Origin of the sequence: Streptomyces sp. NPDC032198, assembly GCF_040636975.1 — a bacterium.
Classification (GTDB): Bacteria; Actinomycetota; Actinomycetes; order Streptomycetales; family Streptomycetaceae; genus Streptomyces.
In genome coordinates this window covers 533,314-555,838 of sequence record NZ_JBEZVL010000005.1, presented here as the reverse complement: position 1 = coordinate 555,838, position 22,525 = coordinate 533,314, and the positions used below count along the sequence as shown (strand labels likewise).

At 71.0% G+C, this 22,525-nt stretch carries 21 protein-coding genes; 9 read left to right on the top strand and 12 right to left on the bottom strand.

Annotated elements, in window-relative coordinates; translation table 11 throughout:
- Positions 1-141: 141 nt before the first annotated feature.
- Positions 142-819, bottom strand: coding sequence for a response regulator transcription factor (locus AB0E78_RS16515; protein WP_361832684.1), 678 nt, complete (start codon positions 817-819; stop codon positions 142-144).
- A gap of 484 nt (positions 820-1,303) precedes the next feature.
- Between AB0E78_RS16515 and AB0E78_RS16510 the strand changes: the two genes are divergently transcribed.
- Entirely contained in the window at positions 1,304-2,800 is a 1,497-nt protein-coding gene (locus tag AB0E78_RS16510; RefSeq protein WP_361832682.1) for an oligopeptide:H+ symporter, read from the top strand.
- A 177-nt stretch (positions 2,801-2,977) separates the two neighbouring features.
- A complete protein-coding gene (locus tag AB0E78_RS16505; protein ID WP_361832680.1) occupies positions 2,978-3,808 on the top strand; it encodes an alpha/beta hydrolase in 831 nt (276 codons plus the stop codon).
- Between the two features lie 175 nt (positions 3,809-3,983).
- Here AB0E78_RS16505 and AB0E78_RS16500 read toward each other — a convergent pair whose 3' ends face one another.
- The 3 genes from AB0E78_RS16500 to AB0E78_RS16490 are packed head-to-tail and all read right to left on the bottom strand — an operon-like array spanning position 3,984 to position 7,470.
- Positions 3,984-5,318 (bottom strand): hypothetical protein, encoded by a 1,335-nt coding sequence (locus tag AB0E78_RS16500; protein ID WP_361832832.1) that lies wholly within the window; start codon positions 5,316-5,318, stop codon positions 3,984-3,986.
- Positions 5,318-6,538: a hypothetical protein gene (locus tag AB0E78_RS16495; protein ID WP_361832678.1), complete on the bottom strand. Its 1,221-nt coding sequence runs from the start codon at positions 6,536-6,538 to the stop codon at positions 5,318-5,320. The genes AB0E78_RS16500 and AB0E78_RS16495 overlap by 1 nt, the downstream gene beginning before the upstream one ends.
- Entirely contained in the window at positions 6,535-7,470 is a 936-nt protein-coding gene (locus AB0E78_RS16490) for a hypothetical protein (RefSeq protein WP_361832676.1), read from the bottom strand. Before AB0E78_RS16490 ends, AB0E78_RS16495 begins: the two co-directional genes overlap by 4 nt.
- 28 nt (positions 7,471-7,498) lie before the next feature.
- Between AB0E78_RS16490 and AB0E78_RS16485 the strand changes: the two genes are divergently transcribed.
- Positions 7,499-7,666, top strand: coding sequence for a hypothetical protein (locus AB0E78_RS16485; RefSeq protein ID WP_361832675.1), 168 nt, complete (start codon positions 7,499-7,501; stop codon positions 7,664-7,666).
- On the opposite strand, the gene AB0E78_RS16480 is transcribed toward AB0E78_RS16485, so the two are convergent.
- From AB0E78_RS16480 to AB0E78_RS16470, 3 genes are all read right to left on the bottom strand, one after another.
- A complete protein-coding gene (locus AB0E78_RS16480; protein ID WP_361832673.1) occupies positions 7,663-8,403 on the bottom strand; it encodes an LPXTG cell wall anchor domain-containing protein in 741 nt (246 codons plus the stop codon). The two genes, AB0E78_RS16485 and AB0E78_RS16480, sit on opposite strands and share 4 nt — an antisense overlap.
- A 180-nt stretch (positions 8,404-8,583) precedes the next feature.
- Positions 8,584-9,102 (bottom strand): ATP-binding protein, encoded by a 519-nt coding sequence (locus tag AB0E78_RS16475; protein WP_361832671.1) that lies wholly within the window; start codon positions 9,100-9,102, stop codon positions 8,584-8,586.
- Positions 9,103-9,393: 291 nt separating this feature from the next.
- Positions 9,394-9,762 (bottom strand): STAS domain-containing protein, encoded by a 369-nt coding sequence (locus tag AB0E78_RS16470; RefSeq protein WP_361832669.1) that lies wholly within the window; start codon positions 9,760-9,762, stop codon positions 9,394-9,396.
- A gap of 238 nt (positions 9,763-10,000) precedes the next feature.
- Between AB0E78_RS16470 and AB0E78_RS16465 the strand changes: the two genes are divergently transcribed.
- Entirely contained in the window at positions 10,001-10,972 is a 972-nt protein-coding gene (locus AB0E78_RS16465; protein WP_361832667.1) for an RNA polymerase sigma factor SigF, read from the top strand.
- A gap of 125 nt (positions 10,973-11,097) precedes the next feature.
- On the opposite strand, the gene AB0E78_RS16460 is transcribed toward AB0E78_RS16465, so the two are convergent.
- The 5 genes from AB0E78_RS16460 to hutU form a co-directional block, all read right to left on the bottom strand.
- On the bottom strand, positions 11,098-11,790 hold the full coding sequence (locus tag AB0E78_RS16460) for an aspartate/glutamate racemase family protein (protein ID WP_361832665.1): 693 nt from the start codon (positions 11,788-11,790) through the stop codon (positions 11,098-11,100).
- A 150-nt stretch (positions 11,791-11,940) separates the two neighbouring features.
- Positions 11,941-13,113: an imidazolonepropionase gene (hutI, locus tag AB0E78_RS16455; protein WP_361832663.1), complete on the bottom strand. Its 1,173-nt coding sequence runs from the start codon at positions 13,111-13,113 to the stop codon at positions 11,941-11,943.
- A gap of 148 nt (positions 13,114-13,261) precedes the next feature.
- On the bottom strand, positions 13,262-14,650 hold the full coding sequence (locus AB0E78_RS16450) for a formimidoylglutamate deiminase (protein ID WP_361832661.1): 1,389 nt from the start codon (positions 14,648-14,650) through the stop codon (positions 13,262-13,264).
- Positions 14,641-15,837: an allantoate amidohydrolase gene (locus tag AB0E78_RS16445; protein ID WP_361832830.1), complete on the bottom strand. Its 1,197-nt coding sequence runs from the start codon at positions 15,835-15,837 to the stop codon at positions 14,641-14,643. Before AB0E78_RS16445 ends, AB0E78_RS16450 begins: the two co-directional genes overlap by 10 nt.
- A gap of 17 nt (positions 15,838-15,854) precedes the next feature.
- The gene (gene hutU, locus AB0E78_RS16440) at positions 15,855-17,519 is read right to left on the bottom strand and encodes a urocanate hydratase (RefSeq protein ID WP_361832659.1); all 1,665 of its coding nucleotides are present in this window, start codon (positions 17,517-17,519) and stop codon (positions 15,855-15,857) included.
- 150 nt (positions 17,520-17,669) lie between these two features.
- Here hutU and AB0E78_RS16435 point away from each other — a divergent pair, with 150 nt between their 5' ends.
- The 5 genes from AB0E78_RS16435 (at position 17,670) to AB0E78_RS16415 (ending at position 22,510) form a co-directional block, all read left to right on the top strand.
- The gene (locus AB0E78_RS16435; protein ID WP_361832657.1) at positions 17,670-19,055 is read left to right on the top strand and encodes a diaminopimelate decarboxylase; all 1,386 of its coding nucleotides are present in this window, start codon (positions 17,670-17,672) and stop codon (positions 19,053-19,055) included.
- Between the two features lie 118 nt (positions 19,056-19,173).
- Positions 19,174-20,541 carry an APC family permease gene (locus AB0E78_RS16430; RefSeq protein WP_361832656.1) on the top strand — a complete coding sequence of 456 codons (1,368 nt, stop codon included), beginning with the start codon at positions 19,174-19,176 and terminating at the stop codon, positions 20,539-20,541.
- Positions 20,542-20,839: 298 nt separating this feature from the next.
- Positions 20,840-21,253, top strand: a complete 414-nt coding sequence (locus tag AB0E78_RS16425; RefSeq protein ID WP_361832654.1) for a hypothetical protein — start codon at positions 20,840-20,842, stop codon at positions 21,251-21,253.
- Between the two features lie 35 nt (positions 21,254-21,288).
- Complete coding sequence (locus tag AB0E78_RS16420; protein ID WP_361832828.1) at positions 21,289-22,035, top strand: transcriptional regulator; 747 nt, start codon at positions 21,289-21,291, stop codon at positions 22,033-22,035.
- An 82-nt stretch (positions 22,036-22,117) separates the two neighbouring features.
- Positions 22,118-22,510, top strand: coding sequence for a roadblock/LC7 domain-containing protein (locus AB0E78_RS16415; protein WP_361832652.1), 393 nt, complete (start codon positions 22,118-22,120; stop codon positions 22,508-22,510).
- The last annotated feature ends 15 nt before the right edge of the window (positions 22,511-22,525 follow it).

The window sequence follows — 22,525 nt, the reverse complement described above, 5'->3', positions numbered from 1 at the left end:
TCAGGGCCCCGCCAGGGGCGCGGGGAACTGCGCGATCAGCCACGACGGACCGGCAGCCGCCAGGAGCCCGCCGGAGGCAGACGCGTCCGCGGGCCCCGCCGTGCCCCTGACGGGACGCCTGTCCAGCGCCCAGGGGCGAGATCAGCTCTTCTCGAAGCGGAAGCCGACGCCCCGCACCGTCGCGATGTACCGCGGGTTCGCCGCGTCGTCGCCGAGCTTCTTGCGCAGCCAGGAGATGTGCATGTCCAGGGTCTTGGTGGACGACCACCACGTGGTGTCCCAGACCTCGCGCATCAGCTGGTCACGGGTGACCACCCGGCCCGCGTCCCGGACCAGGACCCGGAGCAGGTCGAACTCCTTGGCGGTGAGCTGGAGCTCCTCCTCGCCCATCCAGGCGCGGTGCGACTCGACGTCGATGCGCACGCCGTGCGTGGCCGGGGCCTGCGCGGGCTCGGCAGCGCCGCGCCGGAGCAGGGCCCGGACCCGGGCGAGCAGTTCGGCGAGGCGGAAGGGCTTGGTGACGTAGTCGTCGGCGCCCGCGTCCAGGCCGACGACGGTGTCCACCTCGTCGGCGCGGGCGGTCAGGATGAGGATCGGTGCCGTGTGCCCCTCGGCACGGAGGCGGCGGGCCACCTCCAGGCCGTCCATTCCGGGCAGCCCCAGGTCGAGTACGACAAGGTCGACGCTGCCCTGCAGCCCGGCGTCGAGGGCGGTCGGGCCGTCCTCACGCACTTCGACCTCGTACCCCTCCCTGCGCAGGGCACGGGCCAGCGGCTCCGAGATGGACGCGTCGTCCTCGGCGAGCAGTACACGGGTCATGGGGTGATGGTAGTCCGCGCCGGAGGACCGTCGTGGGGTGATCGCGTGGTGATCGTCAACTGACGGTCGCCCCCTGCGGCTATGGGGTGCGATCCTAAGGATCACCTTCAAATGTGGGTCGGCGGTTCCTTCGTAACCTGTGATCCATCTCTCAAGTCCTTCCATATGCCGCAGTGTCGTGGCGTATGGTGACCCAACGCCTGATGCACTACCCAAGGACCTTTGGCCCGCTGTGCGGCCTTAGGTCTCTTTTATGTGCGGGTTGGCTTCTGCCAGCCTTGAAAGGAATGACCTGTGGTCGGGCCCTGAGCGTGAAACGCGCCAGGGCGTGGATCTCGGAGTCACCGTCCAGCGCCCTCCTCGACACGGAGCGCGAAACTCCCCCCGGGCGTGGGGGTGTGGACGGCTGTACCCCGGTGCCGACCGCCCCCCACCGGGCGCGCACACGCTCTTGCCGCGCGTCCCGAACCACAAGGATCGACCCATGGCGTCCAGCCTGACGAAGGACTCCGCCGGTACCCCTGGCTCTGAGAAGACCTTCTTCGGCCACCCCCGCGGACTGGCCACACTCTTCATGACCGAGATGTGGGAGCGGTACAGCTTCTACGGCATGAAGGCTCTGCTCCCGCTGTATCTGATCGCCCCCGGCGGCATGAACATGAGTGCCACGACGGCGACGGCGATCTACTCCGTCTACATGTCGATGGTCTACCTCCTCGCCATGCCCGGCGGCTGGGTTGCCGACCGCTTCTGGGGACCGCGGAAGACGGTCGCCATCGGCGCCGGCGTGGTCATCCTGGGCCACATCACGCTCGCGCTGCCGAACTCGGCGTCCTTCTTCGCCGGCCTCGCGCTCGTCGCCCTCGGCTCCGGTCTGTTGAAGGCGAACATCTCCACGATGGTCGGCCACCTCTACGACGGTCCCGAGGACCCGCGTCGTGACGGCGGCTTCACGCTCTTCTACATCGGCATCAACATGGGTGCCTTCCTCGCCCCGCTGACCATCGGCACCGTGGGCGAGAACGTCAACTGGCACTTCGGCTTCGCGCTCGCCGCGATCGGCATGGCGCTCGGCCTGGCCCAGTTCATGCTCGGCTCGCGCCACCTGAGCGGCGAGAGCAGCGTCGTCTCGAAGCCCGCGACGCAGCTGGAGCGCAAGGCCGCCCTGCGCACCGGTCTGATCTGGCTGATCGTGGCCGCCGCGCTCTACACGTTCCTCGCCGTGACCGGGAACTTCGCCGACTGGGCGCTGATGCCGCTCACCATCGCCGGCCTGATCATCCCGATCACCGTCCTGGTCCGCATGAAGCGCGACAAGGAGCTCACGAAGCTGGAGCAGTCCAAGCTCTCCGGCTACGTCTGGTTCTTCCTGGCCGCCGCCGTCTTCTGGATGATCTACGACCAGAACGGCTCGACCCTGTCGATCTTCGGCGAGGGCTCCACGACGAACAACCTGCTCGGGTTCGACTTCCCGACCTCCTGGTACCAGTCGCTGAACCCGATCTTCATCATGGCGCTCGCCCCCGTGGTCGCCTCCGCGTGGCTGTGGCTGAACAAGCGGGGCAAGGAGCCGAGCACGGCCGTCAAGTTCGCCTCCGGCCTCACGCTGATCGGCATCTCCTTCGCCGTCTTCCTGATCCCGCTGATCGACACCGCCAACAACGGCGGCAAGGTCAGCCCGATGTGGCTGGTGGCGATCTACTTCATCCAGACCGTCGGCGAGCTCTGCCTCTCCCCGGTCGGCCTCTCGGTCACCACGAAGATGGCCCCGGCGAAGTACAGCGCCCAGATGATGGGTGTCTGGTTCCTCGCGGTCACCGCGGGCGACTCCGTGACGGGCTTGCTGACCTCCCCGCAGCTCGGGGTCAACCTGAACACATCGGGTGCGGTCACCGTCGAGGCGGTCATCGCGGTCATCGCGGGCCTCGGCATCTGGATGAACCGCAAGAAGGTCAAGGAACTGATGGGTTCCGTCAACTGACGCCCGCCACGCCCCCAGCGGGCCGGTAGGACCACTGCGTGAGGGCCGTCGCACCCGAGGGTGCGGCGGCCCTCGCGTTCGTCCACTCGCGCGAACAAGAGATCGTTCGCTCACCCGTGGCGGTGACGCGGAACGTTTCTGTGCCGGTGGCGGGGCCGGGCGGTGGAGCATCTGGCCATGCGTCGTACGTTGCCGGTCCTCGCCCTGTGCGTGGCGTTGCTGTCGTCCAGTGCCGCCGTCGAGGCCGCACCCGATCCGTTGCCGGGCCGGACCTTCTCCTACGGGGGTCACGCGCGCCAGCACATCACCGTGTACGGCGACCGGTCCGGCCGCCCCGCCCTGATGATCCTGCACGGCGGCTCCTGGGTGCGGGACACCGACTGGAGCGCGCGGGCCCGGTGGTTCGCGGCACGCGGGTTCACCGTCTACGACACCGACTACCGGCTCGCCTCCGACGCCGCGTGGCCCGCGCAGCGCGACGACGTGCTCGCGGCCCTGCGGTGGGTGAAGCGGCGCGGCGGCGGCACCCCCGTGGTGCTCGGGTCCTCCGCGGGCGGACATCTCGCCGTCAGCGCCGCGACCTACGGGGCGGGACGCAAGCGGGTGCGCGGGGTGGTGGCGCTCTCGCCGGTCGCCTCGCCCTACCGTGCCTGGAAGGACGGCGGGATGCGGGCCGCCTCCGGGGCACAGCGCAAGCTGCGGGGGACGTCGGAGCTGCTCGCGGGGTGTGCGCCGGACCGTGCCGTCGGGCCGTGCTGGAAGAAGTGGGTCGACCTGGTGGCCAAGTCGCACGCCTCCGGCAAGGACGACGCGCCCCTGTACCTCACGCACTCGGCGGCGGACTTCGTGCCGGTCGCCCACTCCACGGACCTCGCGCACGCGCAGACGATGGCGGGGCTGCGCGACGTCACCGTACGCATCGAGCCGGGTACGGCCCACGGGGGCGAGCTTCTCAAGCGCCCGGGATTCGCCCAGGCGGTCCTCCGCTGGCTGCGGCGGCACGCCTGACGAGGCGTCCAGGGGACGCCCCTTCAGGGGCGCGGGGAACTGCGCGAGCAAGCACATCGTGCCCGCACCCGCCGGCGGACCGCCGGAGGCAGACGCGTCTGCGTGGTCCGGACCGTACGCCTCTACAGGCCGTCGACGGCTGGTCGCGCAGTTCCCCGCGCCCCTTGCGGGGGCTTCAGCGCAGGCCGTTCCTCCGCCTCGGGAGGAACGTGAACACCGCACCGCCCAGCAGGATCACCGTGCCGGCCACGAGGCCGAGCGCCCGCAGCGTGCCGTTGTCGTCGGCTCCGGTCTCCGCGAGACCGCCACCGGTCGCACCACCGCCGCCGGTGGTGGAACCACCCGCCGAGCCGGAGCCACCGGCCGAACCCGAACCGCCGGCCGCGCCGCCGGGCTGCGCCGCGGTATCGATCTCCAGGGACACCTCGGACTTGGACGGGGTGCAGGTCGTCGTCGTACCGAGCGCCTTGACCGTGAGAACGCCGGGCGAGAGCGTCGACTTGCCGTCGGCGCCCGGCTTGTACGTGCCGGTCAGGTCAGGGATGGTCATCGGGTCGCCGGACTTGATGGGCTCCTTGTTCGTGGGGCCCTCCACCGCGACCGTGCCCTTGTCCGCACCGCCCAGCTTGACCGCCATCGACGGCTTCACGGAATCCGCGGGGATGTCGGCGGGGCTGTCCATGACGGACTTCTTGAACTTCACCGTGAGGGCGTAATTCCCGCCGTCCTTCTTGGCGTTGATCTGCACCGGGGACGTGGCGTCCTTGTCGCCGATGGGCGTCTTGCACTTGTAGGGGGTCTGGACCTCCTTGCCGGGGAAGTCGGTCTTGCCGCCGTCGTCCCCGCCGGTGGAGCCGCCGGACGAGTCGCCGCCCGTACTCCCGGCCGTGTTGCCGCCCGAGTTCGTGTTTCCGGACGTGGTGCCCGACGTCGTACCGGACGTCGTGCCGCCCGAACTCCCCGCGCCGTCCGTCACCTTGATGGTCGCGCCCGCCTTCGCCTGTTCCTTGGGCGTGCACTTGGTGTCGGTCGACATCGGTTTGCTGACGTTGATGTTGTACGCGTCCGGGGTGAGCGTGATGTCGCCCGCCTTGGTCAGCTTCAGCTTGCCCTTCATGTCGGACAGGATCATCGGGCTGTTCTTCTTGATCGGTGGATTGACCCGCTCGCCCGCCACCGCCAGGTCGCCGGTCTGGCCGCCGCCCAGCTTGATGGTGCCGGTCGGCTTCACCGTGTCCTTGTCCAGGTCGAGGATGTCCGGGTTCTTGGACGCGGCCTCGGTGGTCTTCCATACGACATCGACCTCGTCGCCCACCTTCGCGGTGGCCGGCGCGGTGATCTCCACCTTCGTGGTGCCCTGCACCGCCGGAAGACCCGATATCGGCGGCGGGATGCACTCCGTCTTGTACGCCACCTCGGCCGCCTGTGCGGGACTCGCGCCCAGCAGGATCCCCGCCCCGCCGAGCAGCAGCGAGACCGAGGCCGCGCCCGCTCTCCGTCGTGTGCTGATCACGTGTTTCCCTTCGTCGTCGGGCTGTTCTCTGACGGTGCGGAGAGCTGTCCGGCGGCGGGTGCGGTCCCGGTGCCGGGGTCTGTGTCAGGGGTGAACCACGGGAGGGTGCCCGTGTTCGTGCCTGTACCTGCGCCTGTACCTGTACCTGCGCCTGCGCCTGTGGCGGACCTGCCGGTCTCGCGGGGCGGCTTCGTACGGGGCGTACGGGCCGCCTCGTCCGCCGCGACCGCCCCCTGGGGCAGCCTCAACTTCGGCAGCCGGTCGGTGAGTTCGGCGATCCTGCCGGTGCGATGGCGTCCGGCGGGGCGGGAGCCGCGGCTGCCCCGGCGGCGGCCCGGGCGGAGCCTGTCCACCACCGCCATGCCGATGCGGAAGACGGCGGCGGGCACGACGACGCAGAGCAGGATCCAGAAGACGGTGACGCCCCACGGCCTGCCTACGTCCCAGGGCTGCTCGGCGAGGACCTTGCCGCCGAACTTCAGCGAGACGAGATAGCTGCCGTGCGCCCCGGCCGATAGCTCGACCGGGAGCTTGATCTGGGCCTTCTTGCCCGGGGCGATCGTGCCGCGCCACTGCTGTTCCTCCCACTGAGGGGCGAACACGCCGTGGGAGGTGCCCACTTGGAAGACGGGGTCCTTGACCGGGGCCGAGCCGACGTTGCCCACGGTGAAGACGAACGTGCGGGACGGCGGGGCACCGAACCAGGTCAGGACACCGCTGGAGCCGTCGAGCTGCGTGTCGGTGAGGACGGAGAGCTTCCCGCCGCCCTCCTGCTTGGGCAGGGGCCTGACGGGATGTCCCGCGACCTTGAAGACGGCGTCCGCCTGCGCCTTCTCCCCCGTGACCGTGGCCACGTGGACCACGCAGGGGCAGGGCTTGGGCGGCTCGGCCACCGGAAGCTTCTTGCTGAAGGTCCCCTTGTCGTCCGTGGTGACGGCGCGGCCCATGTCGTTGGCGCACGAGTTCGTGCCGCCGGGCACGCCCGCGGCCGGGGTCGACTGGCCGCAGACCAGCATCATCAGGAGGGCCTTCGGGCGCCACCCCTTGCCCTTGACCGTGATGTCACCGCCCTTGCCCGCCTGGGACTTGGAGAGGGTGACGGACGGTTTCCCGGCGGCGGTGGCCCCCGCCGCCGGGAGCAGCAGGAAGGCCAGTGCCGCCAGCACGGCGGTTGCGGCGATGTACCGCTTGACTGCCCACAACGGGTTGCCGTTCACAGCTGCTCTCCCTCTGCCGTCCCCACTCCCGCCAACTCCGGCTCCGTAACGCCCTGTTCAGGTTCGTCCGGTGGCCCGTCCCCGGTCGTCGCCGTCCCCTCGCGTCCGTGCGCGGACCGTTTGCGCAGGAACCAGACGCCTGCCGCCACCAGGCCGAGCACCCCGGCGGCCACGCCCGCCACCGCTCCCCACGGCACGAAGCGGGCCGATGCCGTGGCCTTGCCGTGGGCTCCGCCCGCCGCCGTCACCGTGAGCGTGACCTCGACGGAGTCGAGCGCGGGGGCGTCCTTCCACGGTTCCGTCAGGCTGACCCTGCGGCCGGGCAGCAGCTCCACCGGAAGCGTGCGGGGCCGCCGGTCGAGGAGCGGTCCGAACACCCCCTCGGCGTGGACCGTAAGCCTGGGGGTCAGGACCGTGTTGCCGCGGTTGACGACGTCGTACGAGATGCGCCCGCCCGCGGCCCGCACGCGCTCGACAGTGAGCGCGGACAGCGTCGGACCGCTCACCCGCAGATGCACGCGGACCCCGGCGTCACGGCCTCCCTCCCGCGCGACGATCGCTCCGGGGTGGTCGCCCGGCGCCGCGCTCTCGGGGACGCTCACGCTGAACGGCACCTCGGCGCGGGTGCGCGGCGGCACCTTCACCTCGCGCTCGGCGAACGTGATCCAGGAGCCGGTGTCCTTGGGCCTGCCCCGCTCCAGCGAGAACGCGCCGCCCCGCGTGTTGTCCGCGTCCGCGCCGCTCAGCTCCACCGTGCGCGGCTTCGACCCCGGGTTGGTGACCGTGAGCGTGTCCTCCAGGACGGAGCCGGGCGTGCCCTCCCCATAGAAGTAGGGCCGCCCGTCCTTCGCCGGCCGGGTCCCTCCTCCCGCGGAGGGCGCGACGGACCACGCTCCGGAGTCGTCGGCGAACACCGGAGTCGCCGGTGCCACGCCCGTCACCAGTAAGGCCAGGGCCACGGTGAGGGCACGGGCAACGGACAGCAGCGACGGCATCGGCGGCTCCTGGATCTTCGTACGTTTTGTACGCGTCGTACGCGCGCTGAACGCGTCGTACGCGCGCGCGGAGATCGGGCGGGGGCGCGGCCACCACGTCCCCACGACGCCGCGCACCGCGCACCGCGCCTAGCGCGACCGGGCCGCCTGGTTCCTGCGGGTCAGCCAGAGCGCGCCCGCCGCGCCCGCGAGCAGCACCGTGCCGCCGAGGGTGCCGAGCGCGATGGCGGAGTCCGCGGGTCCGGTCTGCGGGAGCTCCTCGCCGCCGGAGGGTGCGCTCGCCGAGCCGCCGGAGCCCGCGTCGTCACCGGATCCGCCGGATCCGCCGGTGGTGCCCCCCGTGGTGCCGCCGCCGCCCGAGCCCTTGACGTCGAGGGAGAGCGAGGGCTTGGGGCTGTTGGACGGCGTGCACGTCGTCGTCGTGCCGAGCGCCTTGATGGTCAGGACACCGGCGGTGAAGGTGACCTTGCCGCTCTTCTTGGGCGTGTACGTCCCCGACAGGTCACTGATCTTGATGGGGGTGTTGGCGGGGATCGCCTTGTCGTTGGGCGCCCCGGAGACCGGCACCGTGCCGCTCTCCGCCCCGCCCAGCTTGATGAGCGCGCTCGGCTTCATCGCGCCCTTGCCCAGTTCCACGGGGCTGGAGGAGACGCCCTTCTGGAAGGACATGGTGAGTTTGTAGCCGCTGCCGCTCTTGACGCTCTTGATATCGATCGGCGATACCGCGCCTTTGTTGCCGATGGGCGTCTTGCACTGGTAGTTGACGTCCTGGACCTCGGCCTGCGCGGCGGGGGCGGCCATCAGCACCGCCGAGCCGCCGGCCAAGGCCGTGGCAAGCGCGAGCGCGACCCTGCGTTTCTGGTACGACACCTCGAGTTCCCCTCATGCCGGTCGTGGCGTGCCGCGGTGCGGATTTACTGACGGCACATCAGATTGGGCGCTCAAGGTACGCCCGGGGCCCTGCCGAGGGAAGACAAAGAACGCGCCGGATCTCCAGTGATCCGGCGCGCATACGAACCGTGGGTAACCCAAGGGGGAACTGAGCGGGGCCTAGACGGGTGCGCTCAGCTCGGCCCACACCGTCTTGCCCGCCACCCCCGGGGTGCGGACGACCCCCCAGTCGAGGCAGAGCCGCTGGACTATGAACATCCCGTGCCCGCCGGGCCGGCCGGCGCGGTGCGGGGTGCGGGGCGCGGGCTGACCGGGCCCGCGGTCGGACACCTCTATCCGCAGCACCTTGCTGTCGGAGGAGATCCAGAGCTCGTCGGGGCCCTCGGCGTGCAGGCACGCGTTGGTCACCAGCTCGGACACCACGAGGAGGACGTCCTCCGCGGCGGCCCGCTGATCGGCGCCCGCCGCGGGCAGCCAGCCCCACGCCTGCAGCGCCTGGCGTGCGAAGTCCCGGGCGAGGGGAACGATGCCGCTCGCGCCGTTCAGGCTCAGCCTGCGGACCTGGCGCCCCTGACTGCCCGCGGCCGCCGAGACGCCCTGGTCCGCGGGAGCGGCCGCGACGGCGGTCTCGGACTCCGGACCGCGGTCGCCCGGCGAACAAGGCCGGGTGGTGCTCATCAGCGCTTCACCTCACCGACAGGAGGACTCTGGACAAGGAACTGGACAAGTAGCGGGCCTCCAAGAGGGATCATCTGCTCGGCCGTTCCTGCTGTTGATTTTGGCAACGTTCGATGGCGGCAACGTTTGATCGGCGGACCGCTGTCGACGGATCCAGGGTGTCTCCTGCCCGGCCGAACCGTGAGAACACCCACTTCTTCGACGCGACCCGTGTGACGCTGGTAACGCAGTGATCACGTAGAGACAACTGGCGCGTAACTCTTGGGCACGCTCCGTCAGCAGGCCGCCGGATCAGTCGGCCAGCGCCTCCGCGAGCGTCTCGTGAACGGTAAAGACGGCCTCGGCGCCGGTGATCTCGAAGACCCGGGCCACCACCGGCAGCATCCCTGCCAGATGCACTCCACCTCCCGCGGCCTCGGCCTTGAGCCGGGCCCCCAGTAGGACATTGAGTCCGGTGGAGTCCATGAACTCCAGTCGCGAACAGTCGACGACAAGGCGCGAGAAGCCGTCGTCGAGGCAGGCCTCGAGTGGCTCACGCAACAAATCGGCGGTGTGGTGATCCAACTCACCCGCCGGAGTCACGACGACGCTCGGGCCCTCGGCCCGGACTTCGACCAGAAGTCGGCCCCGATGCGCGCTACCGACTGTCCCGCGGTCCATTCCGTCACTCACTTCCGACCGTCGTGGCTGTTGATGACGCCCCTGAACATTACGCCTTCCTCACGCGCTCGGGTACCCGAACATCCCCCCGAAATCGGACATTTAGCCGCACAACGCACTTGCGACCGGCCCGTGGAAACGGGTAGGGGTAGAAGAGACAGTAATCAACACTGACGGCTTTGGAGGCGCCGCACACCGCAGTGCACGTATTGGCATCGGCAGCCATATGCCGAGAACGATGGAGGACACCATGTCACCCCGGCTCGACGAATCGCGCACTGACCGAGCGACGTCGACAATCCCGCCTCACCGTATCGAGACCGCGATCCCGGGTCCCCGCACGGAATCCGCGTCGGAGGAACTCCCGGCCCCGACGGCCGTGGCGGAGACGGAAGCCCTGGAAGGGCTTGCCGATCTGCCGGAGATCCCGCCGTTCGACGAGGTGGGTCCGCTGGATGCGAGGGCTCTGTCCAAGACCCTCTTCGAACGCCTCGAATCACTTGAGGAAGGCACGCACGAGTACGCGTACGTCCGCAACACCCTCGTGGAACTCAACCTCGCCCTGGTCAAGTTCGCCGCCTCCCGGTTCCGCTCCCGCAGCGAGCCCATGGAGGACATCATCCAGGTCGGCACCATCGGCCTGATCAAGGCGATCGACCGCTTCGAGCTCAGCCGAGGCGTCGAGTTCCCGACCTTCGCGATGCCGACCATCGTCGGCGAGATCAAGCGCTTCTTCCGCGACACGAGTTGGTCGGTGCGCGTCCCGCGCCGCCTGCAGGAACTCCGTCTTGACCTCGCCAAGGCGGGCGACGAACTCGCCCAGCAGTTCGACCGCGCCCCCACGGTGGGCGAGCTCGCCGAGCGCCTGGGCATCTCCAACGAGGAGGTCGTCGAGGGCATGGCGGCGTCCAACGCCTACACGGCCAGCTCGCTGGACGCCCAGCCCGAGGAGGACGACTCCGAGGGCGCGCTCGCGGACCGGATCGGCTACGAGGACCACGGACTCGAAGGCATCGAGTACGTCGAGTCGTTGAAGCCGCTGATCGCCGAACTGCCGCCGCGCGACCGGAAGATCCTCTCGCTCCGCTTCGTCGCCAACATGACGCAGTCGGAGATAGGCGATGAGCTCGGCATCTCGCAGATGCACGTCTCGCGACTGCTGTCACGCACTCTCGTCAAGCTCCGCAAGGGATTGACCGTCGACGAGTGAGGGTTCTCGCCGCTCGGCGTTTTCGCGGGCCGCATGAACCGCCGCTGCGCGAGGGATCGTTCCCACCCACCCACCCGTTTGTCCCGCAGTCCGGGGCAGGCGGGTGGGTTGCTGTCTGCCCTCGACTACCCCTCCAGCGCCGCCGCCACCGCCGCCTCCGCATGCAGCCTCGTCGTGGGGAAGACCGGCACCGGGCTGTGCTCCTGCCCGATGAGCAGCTCGATCTCGGTGCATCCCAGAATCACGCCCTCAGCCCCTTCCCGTACGAGATCTCCGATGACCCGCTGGTACCCGGCCCTGGACTCCTCACACACCACCCCGAGGCACAACTCCTCATAGATCACCCGGTGCACGAGCGCACGCCCCGCCGCATCCGGCACCAGCACGTCGAGCCCGCGCGCCGCGAGCCGCTCCCGGTAGAAGTCCTGCTCCATGGTGAACGCGGTCCCGAGCAGCCCTACGCGCCTCAGACCGCCCCGCAGCACCGCGTCGGCGGTCGCGTCCGCGAGGTGCAGGAGAGGCACGGAGAGAGCCTCCTGGACCTGTTCAGCGACCTTGTGCATGGTGTTGGTGCAGATCAGCACGAGCTCGGCACCGGCGGCCTCGACCCCCTTGGCCGCCCCCGCGAGCACCTCCCCCGCCTGCTCCCACTCCCCCGCGACCTGCAGCCGCTCGATCTCGGCGAAGTCGACGGAGTACAGCACGCAACGGGCGGAATGCAGCCCACCGAGCCGCTCCCGCACCATCTCGTTGAGCAGCCGGTAGTACTCGGCGCTGGACTCCCAGCTCATGCCGCCGATGAGGCCGATGGTCTTCATGAGACGCAGGATCGCACCCTCGGCACGGCCGCACGGCCGCACGGCCGACTGGGCGCGTAGCAGCGACGTATTGCAAGAAAGTCCCGCTGGATAACGGGCATACCGCCCATCCAGCGGGACTTTTCTGCAATCGGCGTCAGGCCGCCCCCGTCACGCCACCCTCGCGCCCCGGCGCCAGACCTCGCTGACCAGCGGGACTCCCGGCCGGTAGGCCAGGTGTACGTGGCTCGGGGCGTCCAGGAGGGCGAGGTCGGCGCGGGCGCCCTCGCGGATGAAGCCCACGTCCGCGCGGCGCAGAGCCGCCGCGCCGCCCGCCGTGGCGGACCAGATGGCCTCGTCCGGGGTCATGCCCATGTCCCGTACGGCCAGGGCGATGCAGAACGGGACCGAGGACGTGAAGGACGAGCCCGGGTTGCAGTCCGTGGAGAGTGCCACCGTCGCGCCCGCGTCCAGGAGGCGGCGGGCGTCGGGCCACTCGGCGCGGGTGGAGAACTCGGCGCCGGGGAGGAGCGTCGCCACCGTGGAGCTGTTCGCGAGCGCGTCGACGTCCGCGTCCGTGAGGTGCGTGCAGTGGTCCGCCGATGCCGCGTCCAGCTCCACGGCGAGCTGTACGCCGGGGCCGTACGAGAGCTGGTTGGCGTGGATGCGGGGGTGCAGGCCCTTCGCCTTGCCGGCCGTCAGGATCGCGCGGGCCTGGTCGCCGTCGAAGGCGCCCTTCTCACAGAAGACGTCGATCCAGCGGGCGTGGGGGGCGCAGGCCTCCAGCATCTCGCCCGTGACCAGCTCTACGTACGCTGCCGGGTCCTCGGCGTAGTCCGGGGAGACGATGTGGGCGCCGAGGAAGGTCACCTCGTCGGTGTGGGCCGCCGCGATGCGGAGGGCGCGGGCCTCGTCCTCGGTGTTGAGGCCGTAGCCCGACTTCGTCTCGAACGTCGTCGTGCCCTGTCGGAGCGCCTCGCGGAGGTAGTGCGTGAGGTTCGCTTCGAGCTCGGCGTCCGTGGCGGCGCGGGTGGCCGCGACTGTGGTGCGGATTCCTCCCGCGGAGTACGCGCGGCCCGACATGCGGGCGTTGAACTCCTGGGTGCGGTCGCCCGCGAAGACGAGGTGGCTGTGGGAGTCGACGAAGCCGGGGATGGCCGCGCGGCCCTTCGCGTCGTACGTCTCGTCCGCCGCGGGGGCCTTGGCGGCCGGGCCCACCCAGGCGATGGTCTCGCCGTCGAGGACCACGGCTGCGTCCGTGAGGAGGCCCAGGGGGGTGCCGTCGCCCTGGGAGGGGTCGTTCGTGACGAGGCTGGCGATGTTCGTGATGAGGGTGGTGGGCATGCGGGGCCTCCGGGGGGTGAGTGGGGGTGGGCGGCTCCGGCGAATGAGGACAGAGCCCGAAGGGCGATCTCGGGGGCCCAGGGGGCGGAGCCCCAGGGTTTCGCGAACGGGAAGGGGCGGGGTGGGGCGGGGTGGGGTGGGGGAAAGTTCAGTCTCTCAGCGCCGCGATCGCCTCCGTCAGGGCCGACGCCACGTCGGGGACCGACACATGTGCCCCGTCACGGACCACGTGGCGGCCTCCCACCACCGTGTGGCGGACGTCCGCCGCCGTCGCCGCGAACACCGCCGTCTCGGCGGCCAGGCGCGGAACGGGGCCCGCCGTGCGGACGGAGTCCAGGGCCACCGTCGCGAAGTCGGCCAGGGCGCCCGCCTCGATCACGCCCGCGTCCGCCCAGCCGAGGGCCGCATGGCCGCCGGCGGTAGCCGCTCGCAGCAGCGCCGCCGCCGTCCAGTGGCCCCGCGTGTGCGAGCGCAGGCGCTCGTTCAGTTCCATCGCCCGCGCCTCTTCGAGGATGTCGATGACCGCGTGGCTGTCGGAGCCCAAGGAGAGGGGGCTGCCCGCGCGCTGGAGGGCGACCGCCGGGCCGATGCCGTCCGCCAGGTCGCGCTCCGTCGTCGGGCACATGCACGTGCCCGTCGTGGTGCGGCCGAGCAGTGCGATGTCCTCGTCCGTGAGGTGCGTGTTGTGGACCCCTGTAGTGCGGGGGCCGAGCACCCCGTGGTCCGCCAGAAGGCGCGTCGGCGTGCGGCCGTGGACCGCCATGCATGCGTCGTTCTCCGCCGTCTGCTCGGAGAGGTGTACGTGGAGCGGGGCCTTGCGGGCCGACGCCCATTCCGCCACCACTCCCAACTGCCGCGCGGGGACCGCCCGTACGGAGTGGATCGCCGCGCCGATGCGGGCGTGCGCGCGGTCCTTCAGGGTCGAGGCACGTTCCGCCCATGCCTCCGTCGTGCCGTCCGAGAAGCGGAGCTGGTGGCGGTTCGGCTGCTCGCCCCGTGACTCCGTCAGCAGGCCCGACGCCACGTACGCCGTGTCGAGGAGCGTGATGCGGATGCCCGCGTCCGCCGCCGCCTCGATGAGCGCCTCGCCCATCGCGTTGGGGTCGGCGTAGGCGGTACCGCCCGGCGCGTGGTGCACGTAGTGGAACTCGCCCACCGTGGTGATGCCCGCCAGGGCCATCTCCGCGTACACCGCGCGGGCCAGCGCGTGGTACGTCTCCGGCGTCAGGCGGTCCGCCACCGAGTACATGACCTCGCGCCACGTCCAGAACGTGCCCGAGCCGACCTGGACCGTGCCGCGCAGGGCCCGGTGGAAGGCGTGCGAGTGGGCGTTCGCCAGGCCGGGGAGGGTGAGGCCGCGCAGCACCGTCGCGCCGGGCGGGGGCGCGTCCACCCCCTTGCGGACGGCCGTGATCCGGTCGCCCGTCACCTCCACCGCCACGCCCGGCTCGACATTCGTGTCGAGCCAGGCGTGCTCCAGCCAGTACGTGTCCGCCTTCGCCGTATCCGCCTTCGCCGTATCCGTCGTCACCTGCACGCGAGCCCTTCCAGTACGTCGGCCAGTGCGGTCACCCCTGCGACGCAGTCGTCCTCGGCGGCGAACTCGGCCGGGGAGTGCGAGATGCCCGTGGGGTTCCGTACGAACAGCATGGCGGTGGGGATCGATCCGGACAAAATACCCGCATCGTGTCCGGCGCCGGTGCCGAGGACCGGGATCTTCCGTTCCCGGCCCAGGATCGCGCCCAGCTCGTCCCGCAGGGCGTCCTCGAACTCGACCACCGGCGTGAAGGATTCGCGGACCACGTCCAGGTCGATGCCGTGCCGGTCCGCGTATTCACGAGCCGCCTTCTCGATGCCCGTCACGACCGTGTCGAGGGTGGACTGGTCCGCCGCCCGGGAGTCCAGCCAGCCGCGCACCAGGGACGGGATCGCGTTGACGCCGTTCGGCTCGACCGAGATCTTGCCGAACGTCGCTACCGCGCCCGCCAGTTCAGCTTCCCTGCGCGCCGCCAGGACCGTCTCCGCGTACGACAGCATCGGGTCGCGGCGGTCCACCAGGCGGGTGGTGCCCGCGTGGTTGGCCTCGCCCCGGAAGTCGAAGCGCCAGCGGCCGTGCGGCCAGATGGCGGACGCGATGCCGACCGGGTCGCCGGTGAGGTCGAGAGCGCGGCCCTGTTCCACGTGCAGTTCCACGAACGCGCCGATGCGGGCCAGGCGTTCGGGATCGGGGCCGATCGTCGACGGGTCGTAACCCGCCGCCTCCATCGCCTGCGGCAGCGTGGTGCCGGACGCGTCCTGAAGCTCGTACGCCTTCTCGCGAGTGAGCTGCCCGGCGGTCAGGCGTGAGCCCACGCAGGCCAGGCCGAAGCGGGCGCCCTCCTCGTCGCCGAAGTTCGTGATGGCGAGGGGGCGGCTGAACGCGACCTTCCTGGCGCGGAGTTCGTCAAGGGCCGCGAAGGAGGAGACCACCCCGAGCGGGCCGTCGAAGGCACCGCCGTCCGGGACGGAGTCCAGGTGCGAGCCGGTGACGACCGCGTCGCCGCGCGCGGGGTCGCCGAGCCAGGCCCACTGGTTGCCGTTGCGGTCGACCTCGTAGTCGAGGCCGCGCGCCTCCGCCTGCGCCTGGAACCAGACGCGGCAGTCGGCGTCGGCGCCGGTCCAGGCGTAGCGGCGGTAGCCGCCCGAGGCGTCGCTGCGGCCGATGGGCCGCAGCGAACGCCACATGGCGTGGAACGTGTCGCTCACGCCTGGTCACCCTCGCGCATCGGGATCCGTACGCCCTTCTCGTCCGCCACCGACTCCGCGATGTCGTAGCCCGCGTCCACGTGCCGGATGACGCCCATGCCGGGGTCGTTGGTGAGGACGCGGCGGATCTTCTCGCCCGCAAGGGCGGTGCCGTCGGCGACCGAGACCTGGCCCGCGTGGAGGGAGCGGCCCATGCCGACGCCGCCGCCGTGGTGGATGGAGACCCAGGAGGCGCCCGAGGCGACGTTCACCATGGCGTTCAGGAGCGGCCAGTCGGCGATCGCGTCGGAGCCGTCGAGCATGGCCTCGGTCTCGCGGTACGGCGATGCCACCGAGCCGCAGTCGAGGTGGTCGCGGCCGATCGCGAGGGGGGCGGCGAGGGTGCCGTTGCCGACCATGTCGTTGAACATGTCGCCCGCCTTGTCGCGCTCGCCCTGGCCGAGCCAGCAGATGCGCGCGGGGAGGCCCTGGAAGTGGACGCGCTCGCCCGCCATCTTGATCCAGCGGTGCAGGGACTCGTTCTGCGGGAAGAGGTCGAGGAGCGCCTTGTCGGTCTTGTGGATGTCCGAGGCCTCACCGGAGAGCGCCGCCCAGCGGAACGGGCCCTTGCCCTCGCAGAAGAGGGGGCGGATGTAGGCGGGGACGAAGCCGGGGAAGGCGAACGCGCGGTCGTAGCCCGCGAGTTGGGCCTCGCCGCGGATGGAGTTGCCGTAGTCGAAGACCTCGGCGCCCGCGTCCATGAAGCCGACCATGGCCTCGACGTGGCGCGCCATGGACTCACGGGCGCGGGTGGTGAAGCCCGCCGGGTCCTTGGCCGCGAGGGTCTGCATGTCGTCGAAGTCGACGCCGACCGGGAGGTACGCGAGCGGGTCGTGGGCCGAGGTCTGGTCGGTCACGATGTCGATCGGGGCGCCCTCCGCGAGCATCTGCGGGAGCAGCTCGGCCGCGTTGCCGAGGAGGCCGATGGAGAGCGGGCGACGGGCGTCACGGGCCTCGGTGGCCAGCTGGAGGGCGTGGGCCAGATTGTCGGCCCTCACGTCCAGGTACTTGTGCTCGATGCGGCGCTCGATGGCGCGCGGGTCGACGTCGATACAGATCGCGACGCCGTCGTTCATCGTGACCGCGAGGGGCTGGGCGCCGCCCATGCCGCCGAGACCGGCGGTCAGCGTGATCGTCCCGGCGAGCGTGCCGTTGAACTTCTTGGCGGCGACGGCGGCGAACGTCTCGTACGTGCCCTGGAGGATGCCCTGCGTGCCGATGTAGATCCACGAGCCGGCGGTCATCTGGCCGTACATCGTGAGGCCGAGCTGCTCCAGGCGCCGGAACTCCTCCCAGTTCGCCCAGTCGCCCACCAGGTTCGAGTTGGCGATCAGGACGCGCGGGGCCCACTCGTGGGTCTGCATCACGCCGACCGGGCGGCCGGACTGGACGAGCATCGTCTCGTCCTGCTTGAGGGTCCTGAGCGTGCGCACCATCGCGTCGAAGGAGCGCCAGTCGCGGGCCGCCTTGCCGGTGCCGCCGTAGACGACGAGCTTGTCGGGGTGCTCGGCGACCTCGGGGTCGAGGTTGTTCTGGAGCATGCGGAGGGCGGCTTCCTGCTGCCATCCCAGGGCGCTCAGTTCCGTACCGCGCGGTGCCCGTACGGGGCGGGGTCCTGACATGGCGATGCCTCCTCGCGAAAAGCTCTGCTGTCGGTCTGCTCGTGACGCTCTGCTGTGACCTTGTTATTCACATCCTGCGATGTTGAATAGAGCTAGTCAATACGTTGACAGGGGCAGCGGTGTCGCGTCCCGAATGATTGGCTTGAACACATGAGCGATCAGGGCGCGGAGACCACACACGTATCCGAGGCGGACAGAGCGGGGGCGGTGGGCCCCGCCGCCCGCCGCGACCGGGCCGTCCGCGCCGCCGTCGAGCAGGGCCTCGTCGACCCCGCGTCCCCCATCGCCGGCCTCCTGGACGTCACCGGGATCCGCGCGGCCGCCGCTTCCCTGCGCGCCGCCTTCGAGGCGGTCACCCCGCCCGGCACCCCCGTCCTGCACGCCTTCGCGGTGAAGGCGTCGCCCCTCGTCCCGGTCCTGCGCCTGCTGCGCGACGCGGGCATCGGCGCCGAGGTGGCGAGCCCCGGCGAGCTCGCCCTCGCGCGGGCCGCGGGCGTGCCGCCCACGCACACCGTCCTCGACTCGCCCGCGAAGACCCCCGCCGAGCTGCGCGAGGCCCTCGCCCTGGGGATCGCCGTGAACGCGGACAACCCGCAGGAGCTCGCCCGCATCGACGCGATGACGCGGTCGGCCCCCACTCGCTCCCCCGTCGGCCTGCGCGTGAACCCGCAGATCGGCGGCGGGTCGATCGGCGCGCTCTCCACCGCTACGGCGACCTCCAAGTTCGGCGTCGCGCTGCGCGACGAGGGCGCCCGCGAGTGGATCGTCCAGGCGTACCTCGACCGCCCCTGGCTGACCCGCTTGCACGCCCACTCCGGGTCGCAGGGCATGCCGCTCGAAATGATGGTGCGGGGCGTCGCGGCGACGTACGAGCTGGCGGAGGAGATCAACGAACGGGCCGGGCGGCAGCAGATCGACACCATCGACATCGGCGGCGGTCTGCCCGTCAACTTCGGCTCGGACGAGGAGACCCCGACCCACGCGCAGTACGCGCGCCGCCTGAAGTCCCGCGTGCCCGGACTGCTCGACGGGCGCTACGGCCTGGTCACCGAGTTCGGCCGCTCGCTGCTCGCCAGACACGGCACGATCCTGGCCCGCGTCGAGTACACCAAGACGGCGGGCGACCGGCCCATCGCGGTCACGCACGCGGGCGTCCAGGTGGCGGCGCGCACGGTGTACGCGCCGGCGTCCTGGCCGCTGCGGATCGCCGCGTTCGACGCGAAGGGGCTGCCCAAGAGCGGTCCGCCCGTGGGCCAGGACGTCGCGGGCCCGGCCTGCTTCGCCGGCGACCTGCTCGCCGAGAACCGTCCGCTGCCGCTGCTCGAACAGGGCGACTACGCGGCGGTGCTCGACACGGGCGCGTACTACTTCGCGCACCACTACTCGTACAACAGCCTTGCCCGGCCCGGCATTTACGGGTTCGCCGCGGGTACGGGCGGAGAGGTCGCCTTCGCCACCGTGCGGGAGCCGCAGACCCTGGAGGAGATCGTCGCCGAGTCGGGCGGCGGACAGCGGGACGCCCTGCGCGACCTCTGAGCTCGCTTCCTCCCGGTTCCTGCGCGTCGCTTCCTCTGAGATTCCTCAACTCCCGCATCCAGACGGCACTTGCGGGGCAGACGCTCCCTCCAGGCACACCCTCGGGGGAGATGATCCTGTGACGACGTCCGACAAGCCCACCACCGCGACACCACCCGCCGGTGAACCCGCGCTGAACCGCGCGATCGGCCCCAAGCTCCTGATCCTCTTCGTGATCGGCGACATCCTCGGCACCGGCATCTACGCCACCACCGGCAAGGTCGCGGGAAAGGTCGGCGGCGCGCTGTGGCTGCCGTTCGCGATCGGCTTCGTCGTGGCGATCCTGACGGCGGCGTCGTACGTCGAGCTGGTCGGCAAGTATCCGAAGGCGGCGGGCGCGGCCCTCTACACGCAGAAGGCGTTCAGGACGCCGTTCCTCACCTTCATCATCGCCTTCATGGTGATGTGCTCGGGCCTGTCGTCGGCGAGCGCCGCGGCCCTCGCCTTCAGCGGCGACTACCTCGGCGAACTGACGGCCGACGCGCTCCCGCCGACGCTGGTCGCCATCGTCTTCATCCTCGCGCTCGCGGCGCTGAACCTGCGCGGGGTCGCCGAGTCGGTGAAGGCGAACGTGGTGCTCACGCTCGTCGAGCTGACGGGCCTTGCCATCATCCTCGCGATCGGCGCGTACGCGGTCCTGAGCGGGGACGGCGAACCCTCCCGCCTCACCGATTTCGAGGCGGGCGACGGCACGGCCTACGCCCTGATGACGGGCGTGCTCGGCGCGACCGCGCTCGGCTTCTTCGCGTTCGTCGGCTTCGAGGACTCGGTGAACATGGCCGAGGAGACGAAGGATCCGGCGCGTACGTTCCCGAGGGCGATCTTCATCGGTGTCGCGGTGACGGGCACGATCTACGTCCTGGTGGCGCTGGTCTCGTCGCTGCTCGTCGACTACAAGGTGCTCGAGGGCTCCAGTGGTCCGCTCCTCGAGGTCGTGAAGGCGGGCGGCATCGGCTTCCCGCACAAACTCTTCGCCCTGATCGCCCTGTTCGCGGTCACCAACTCGGCGCTGATCAACATCATGATGGCCTCGCGGCTCTGTTACGGCATGGCCAACGAACGCATCCTGCCGCGCGCGATGGGCCGGGTCCTGCCGCGCCGCCGGACACCGGTGGTCGGCATCGTCTTCGTCTCGCTGCTCGCGATCGGGCTGGTGACGACGGGCGAGATCGAGGGCCTCGGCGACACGACCGCGTTCCTGCTGCTGTGCGTCTTCGCTGTGGTCAACGTGGCCGTCCTCGTCCTGCGCCGCGACCCCGTCGACCACCGGCACTTCCGCGCGCCCACGGCCCTTCCCGTCCTCGGCGCCATCACCGCACTGATCCTCGCGAGCCCTCTCGCGGACCGCCCGGCGGAGGTCTACATCCGGGCCGGGGTGCTGATCGCCGTCGGCATCGGGCTGTGGGGCGTGAACAAGGTGGTACTCAAGGCGCGCGGCGAGGAGTGACCGGCGGGTGACGGGCCGGGGGCCGTTCGAAAGGGCAGTCCGCTGGCCGTCCGGGAGGGCGGTCCGGGAGCCGTCCGGAAGGGCGGTCCGGTCGTCCGGTCACCACAATCGGTCAGGCATGGGCCCAAGCTAGCCTCTCGTCGCCCCGATCCCGTCGAGGTCGGGCATGTTCCCCTGGAAAGTGCCCATTTCCTGGGACTCTCCACCACTTCTGCGTACCTTCCTCACACCGGAAGGCGCTCAGCCCCCGGTCGGGTGGTAGGGGCCACCCGGTTCAACCCTGGGGAAGGGGAGCCGCGTGCCCGGAATCGATGAGTGTCTGCTCGAAGCCATGACACTGCCCGGTGCGCGCGGTGCGGCGATCGTCGACTGGACCAGCGGGCTCGCCCTCGGTTCGGTCGGCGATCCTCCGGGCGGCGATCACGAGGCGACCGCGGCCGAGACCGCGGAGGTGGCGCGGTCGGCAGCCGAGTACCAGGCGTTCGCGCCCAGGGACGACGCGCTGGACACGGCACGGGACCACGAACGCAAGGGGCTCCCCGTCGAGGACCTCATGCTCACCACGAGGACCGGGTTCCATCTGATCCGCTTCGTCGAGACGACCTTCGACAGCAGCGTGTTCCTCTACCTCTGGCTCGACCGGCACACCGGCAACCTCGCGCTCGCCCGCATGCGGCTGCGCGACCTCTCCGAGCGGCTGGTGCTGGTGTGAACGCCCTGCGCATCACCGCGGCCGCCACCTCGCCCATGCTGATGCGCCTCGCCGCCGAGCGGGCGACCGGCGCGCTGCTGCGCGACCAGGGCACCCTCTACCTCGTCGAGGGCCGCGTCGTGCACGCGGAGAGCCCCGCGGCGCCGGGCATAGACGTCCTGCTCACGGCCGGCGGCGCGCTGCCCCCGCAGGGCTGGCAGGAGGCCCTCTCGCTCGCGGGGACCCGCAACGAGGTGGGGCAGCAGCTCATAGACAGCGGCCGGGTCACCGCGGGCGAGCTGGAGGTGTGCCACATAGGCGCGCTGTTCGACGCCGCGTTCTTCGTCCTCGGCCCGGCGAGCGGACCCACGCGGTTCCGTTACGGCGTCGCGCACTGGCTCGGCCGGGTGCGCCCGGTGGCCGCCGAGGCCCTGGAGCGGGAGACCCGGCGGCGCCGGGCCCTCCTCGACAGCGTCTGGCCCTGTCCGGAGCTGGACACCTCCCCCGTCGTGGCCCGCCGGCCCGCGCCCGGCCAGACGGTCACCGGACGCCAGGACGCGCTGCTGCGGCTCGCCGACGGCATCCGTACACCGACGGCCATCGCCTGGGCCCTCGGCCGCCCGTCCTTCCACACCCTGATCGAGGTCAGGCGGCTCGCCGCGGCCGGACTCGTGGAAGCCCCGCGGGCACCGGAGCCCGCCCTGCCCGCGCTGCCCGCCCCCGCCTCGGTCCCGGACGACTGCGCCGAACCGGATGTCGCCCTGCTGCGCCGGGTGCGTGACGCGCTGGAGGCAACCCTGTGAATGTCCGTGCCGCTCAAGGGACTTGGCCCCCGTGCCCATGAAGTTTTTCGCGCTCTGGAAGCGCGCCGGGAGGAGAGAGCTGATGGCTGCCGAAGCCGACGTACTCGTCGAACTGAAACGGCTGCGGACCAGGATTCCTCAGCTCAAGGGCGCCCTGACGGCCAGCGTCGACGGCTTCGTGCTGGCGCAGGACGCACCGGACGTCGAGCCGGAGGGCCTGTGCGCCCTCACCGCGGCGGCGCTCGGAGTGGCCCTGCGTCTTTCCGACGCGACGCACCAGGGCGGCTTCCGCGAACTGCTCATCCGCGGCGAGGGCGGCTACGTGGCCACGTACACGGCCGGCTCGTCCGCCGTGCTCACGCTGCTCGCCGAGTCCCGCGTCAACGTGGGCCGGCTCCATCTCGAGGGCCGCCGTTCCAGCCTCCTCATCGGCGAACTGGTCGACGCCGCCGTCGAACGAGCGGAGGAAACCTGACCCATGTCCCCCACC

Bases quoted from the DNA above. Each gene is read 5' to 3' on its own strand.
- AB0E78_RS16515 (WP_361832684.1), bottom strand. From the start codon at position 819: ATGACCCGTGTACTGCTCGCCGAGGACGACGCGTCCATCTCGGAGCCG.
- AB0E78_RS16510 (WP_361832682.1), top strand. From the start codon at position 1,304: ATGGCGTCCAGCCTGACGAAGGACTCCGCCGGTACCCCTGGCTCTGAG.
- AB0E78_RS16505 (WP_361832680.1), top strand. From the start codon at position 2,978: ATGCGTCGTACGTTGCCGGTCCTCGCCCTGTGCGTGGCGTTGCTGTCG.
- AB0E78_RS16475 (WP_361832671.1), bottom strand. From the start codon at position 9,102: ATGAGCACCACCCGGCCTTGTTCGCCGGGCGACCGCGGTCCGGAGTCC.
- AB0E78_RS16470 (WP_361832669.1), bottom strand. From the start codon at position 9,762: ATGGACCGCGGGACAGTCGGTAGCGCGCATCGGGGCCGACTTCTGGTC.
- AB0E78_RS16465 (WP_361832667.1), top strand. From the start codon at position 10,001: ATGGAGGACACCATGTCACCCCGGCTCGACGAATCGCGCACTGACCGA.
- AB0E78_RS16460 (WP_361832665.1), bottom strand. From the start codon at position 11,790: ATGAAGACCATCGGCCTCATCGGCGGCATGAGCTGGGAGTCCAGCGCC.
- hutI (WP_361832663.1), bottom strand. From the start codon at position 13,113: ATGCCCACCACCCTCATCACGAACATCGCCAGCCTCGTCACGAACGAC.
- AB0E78_RS16445 (WP_361832830.1), bottom strand. From the start codon at position 15,837: ATGTGGCGTTCGCTGCGGCCCATCGGCCGCAGCGACGCCTCGGGCGGC.
- hutU (WP_361832659.1), bottom strand. From the start codon at position 17,519: ATGTCAGGACCCCGCCCCGTACGGGCACCGCGCGGTACGGAACTGAGC.
- AB0E78_RS16435 (WP_361832657.1), top strand. From the start codon at position 17,670: ATGAGCGATCAGGGCGCGGAGACCACACACGTATCCGAGGCGGACAGA.
- AB0E78_RS16420 (WP_361832828.1), top strand. From the start codon at position 21,289: ATGCTGATGCGCCTCGCCGCCGAGCGGGCGACCGGCGCGCTGCTGCGC.
- AB0E78_RS16415 (WP_361832652.1), top strand. From the start codon at position 22,118: ATGGCTGCCGAAGCCGACGTACTCGTCGAACTGAAACGGCTGCGGACC.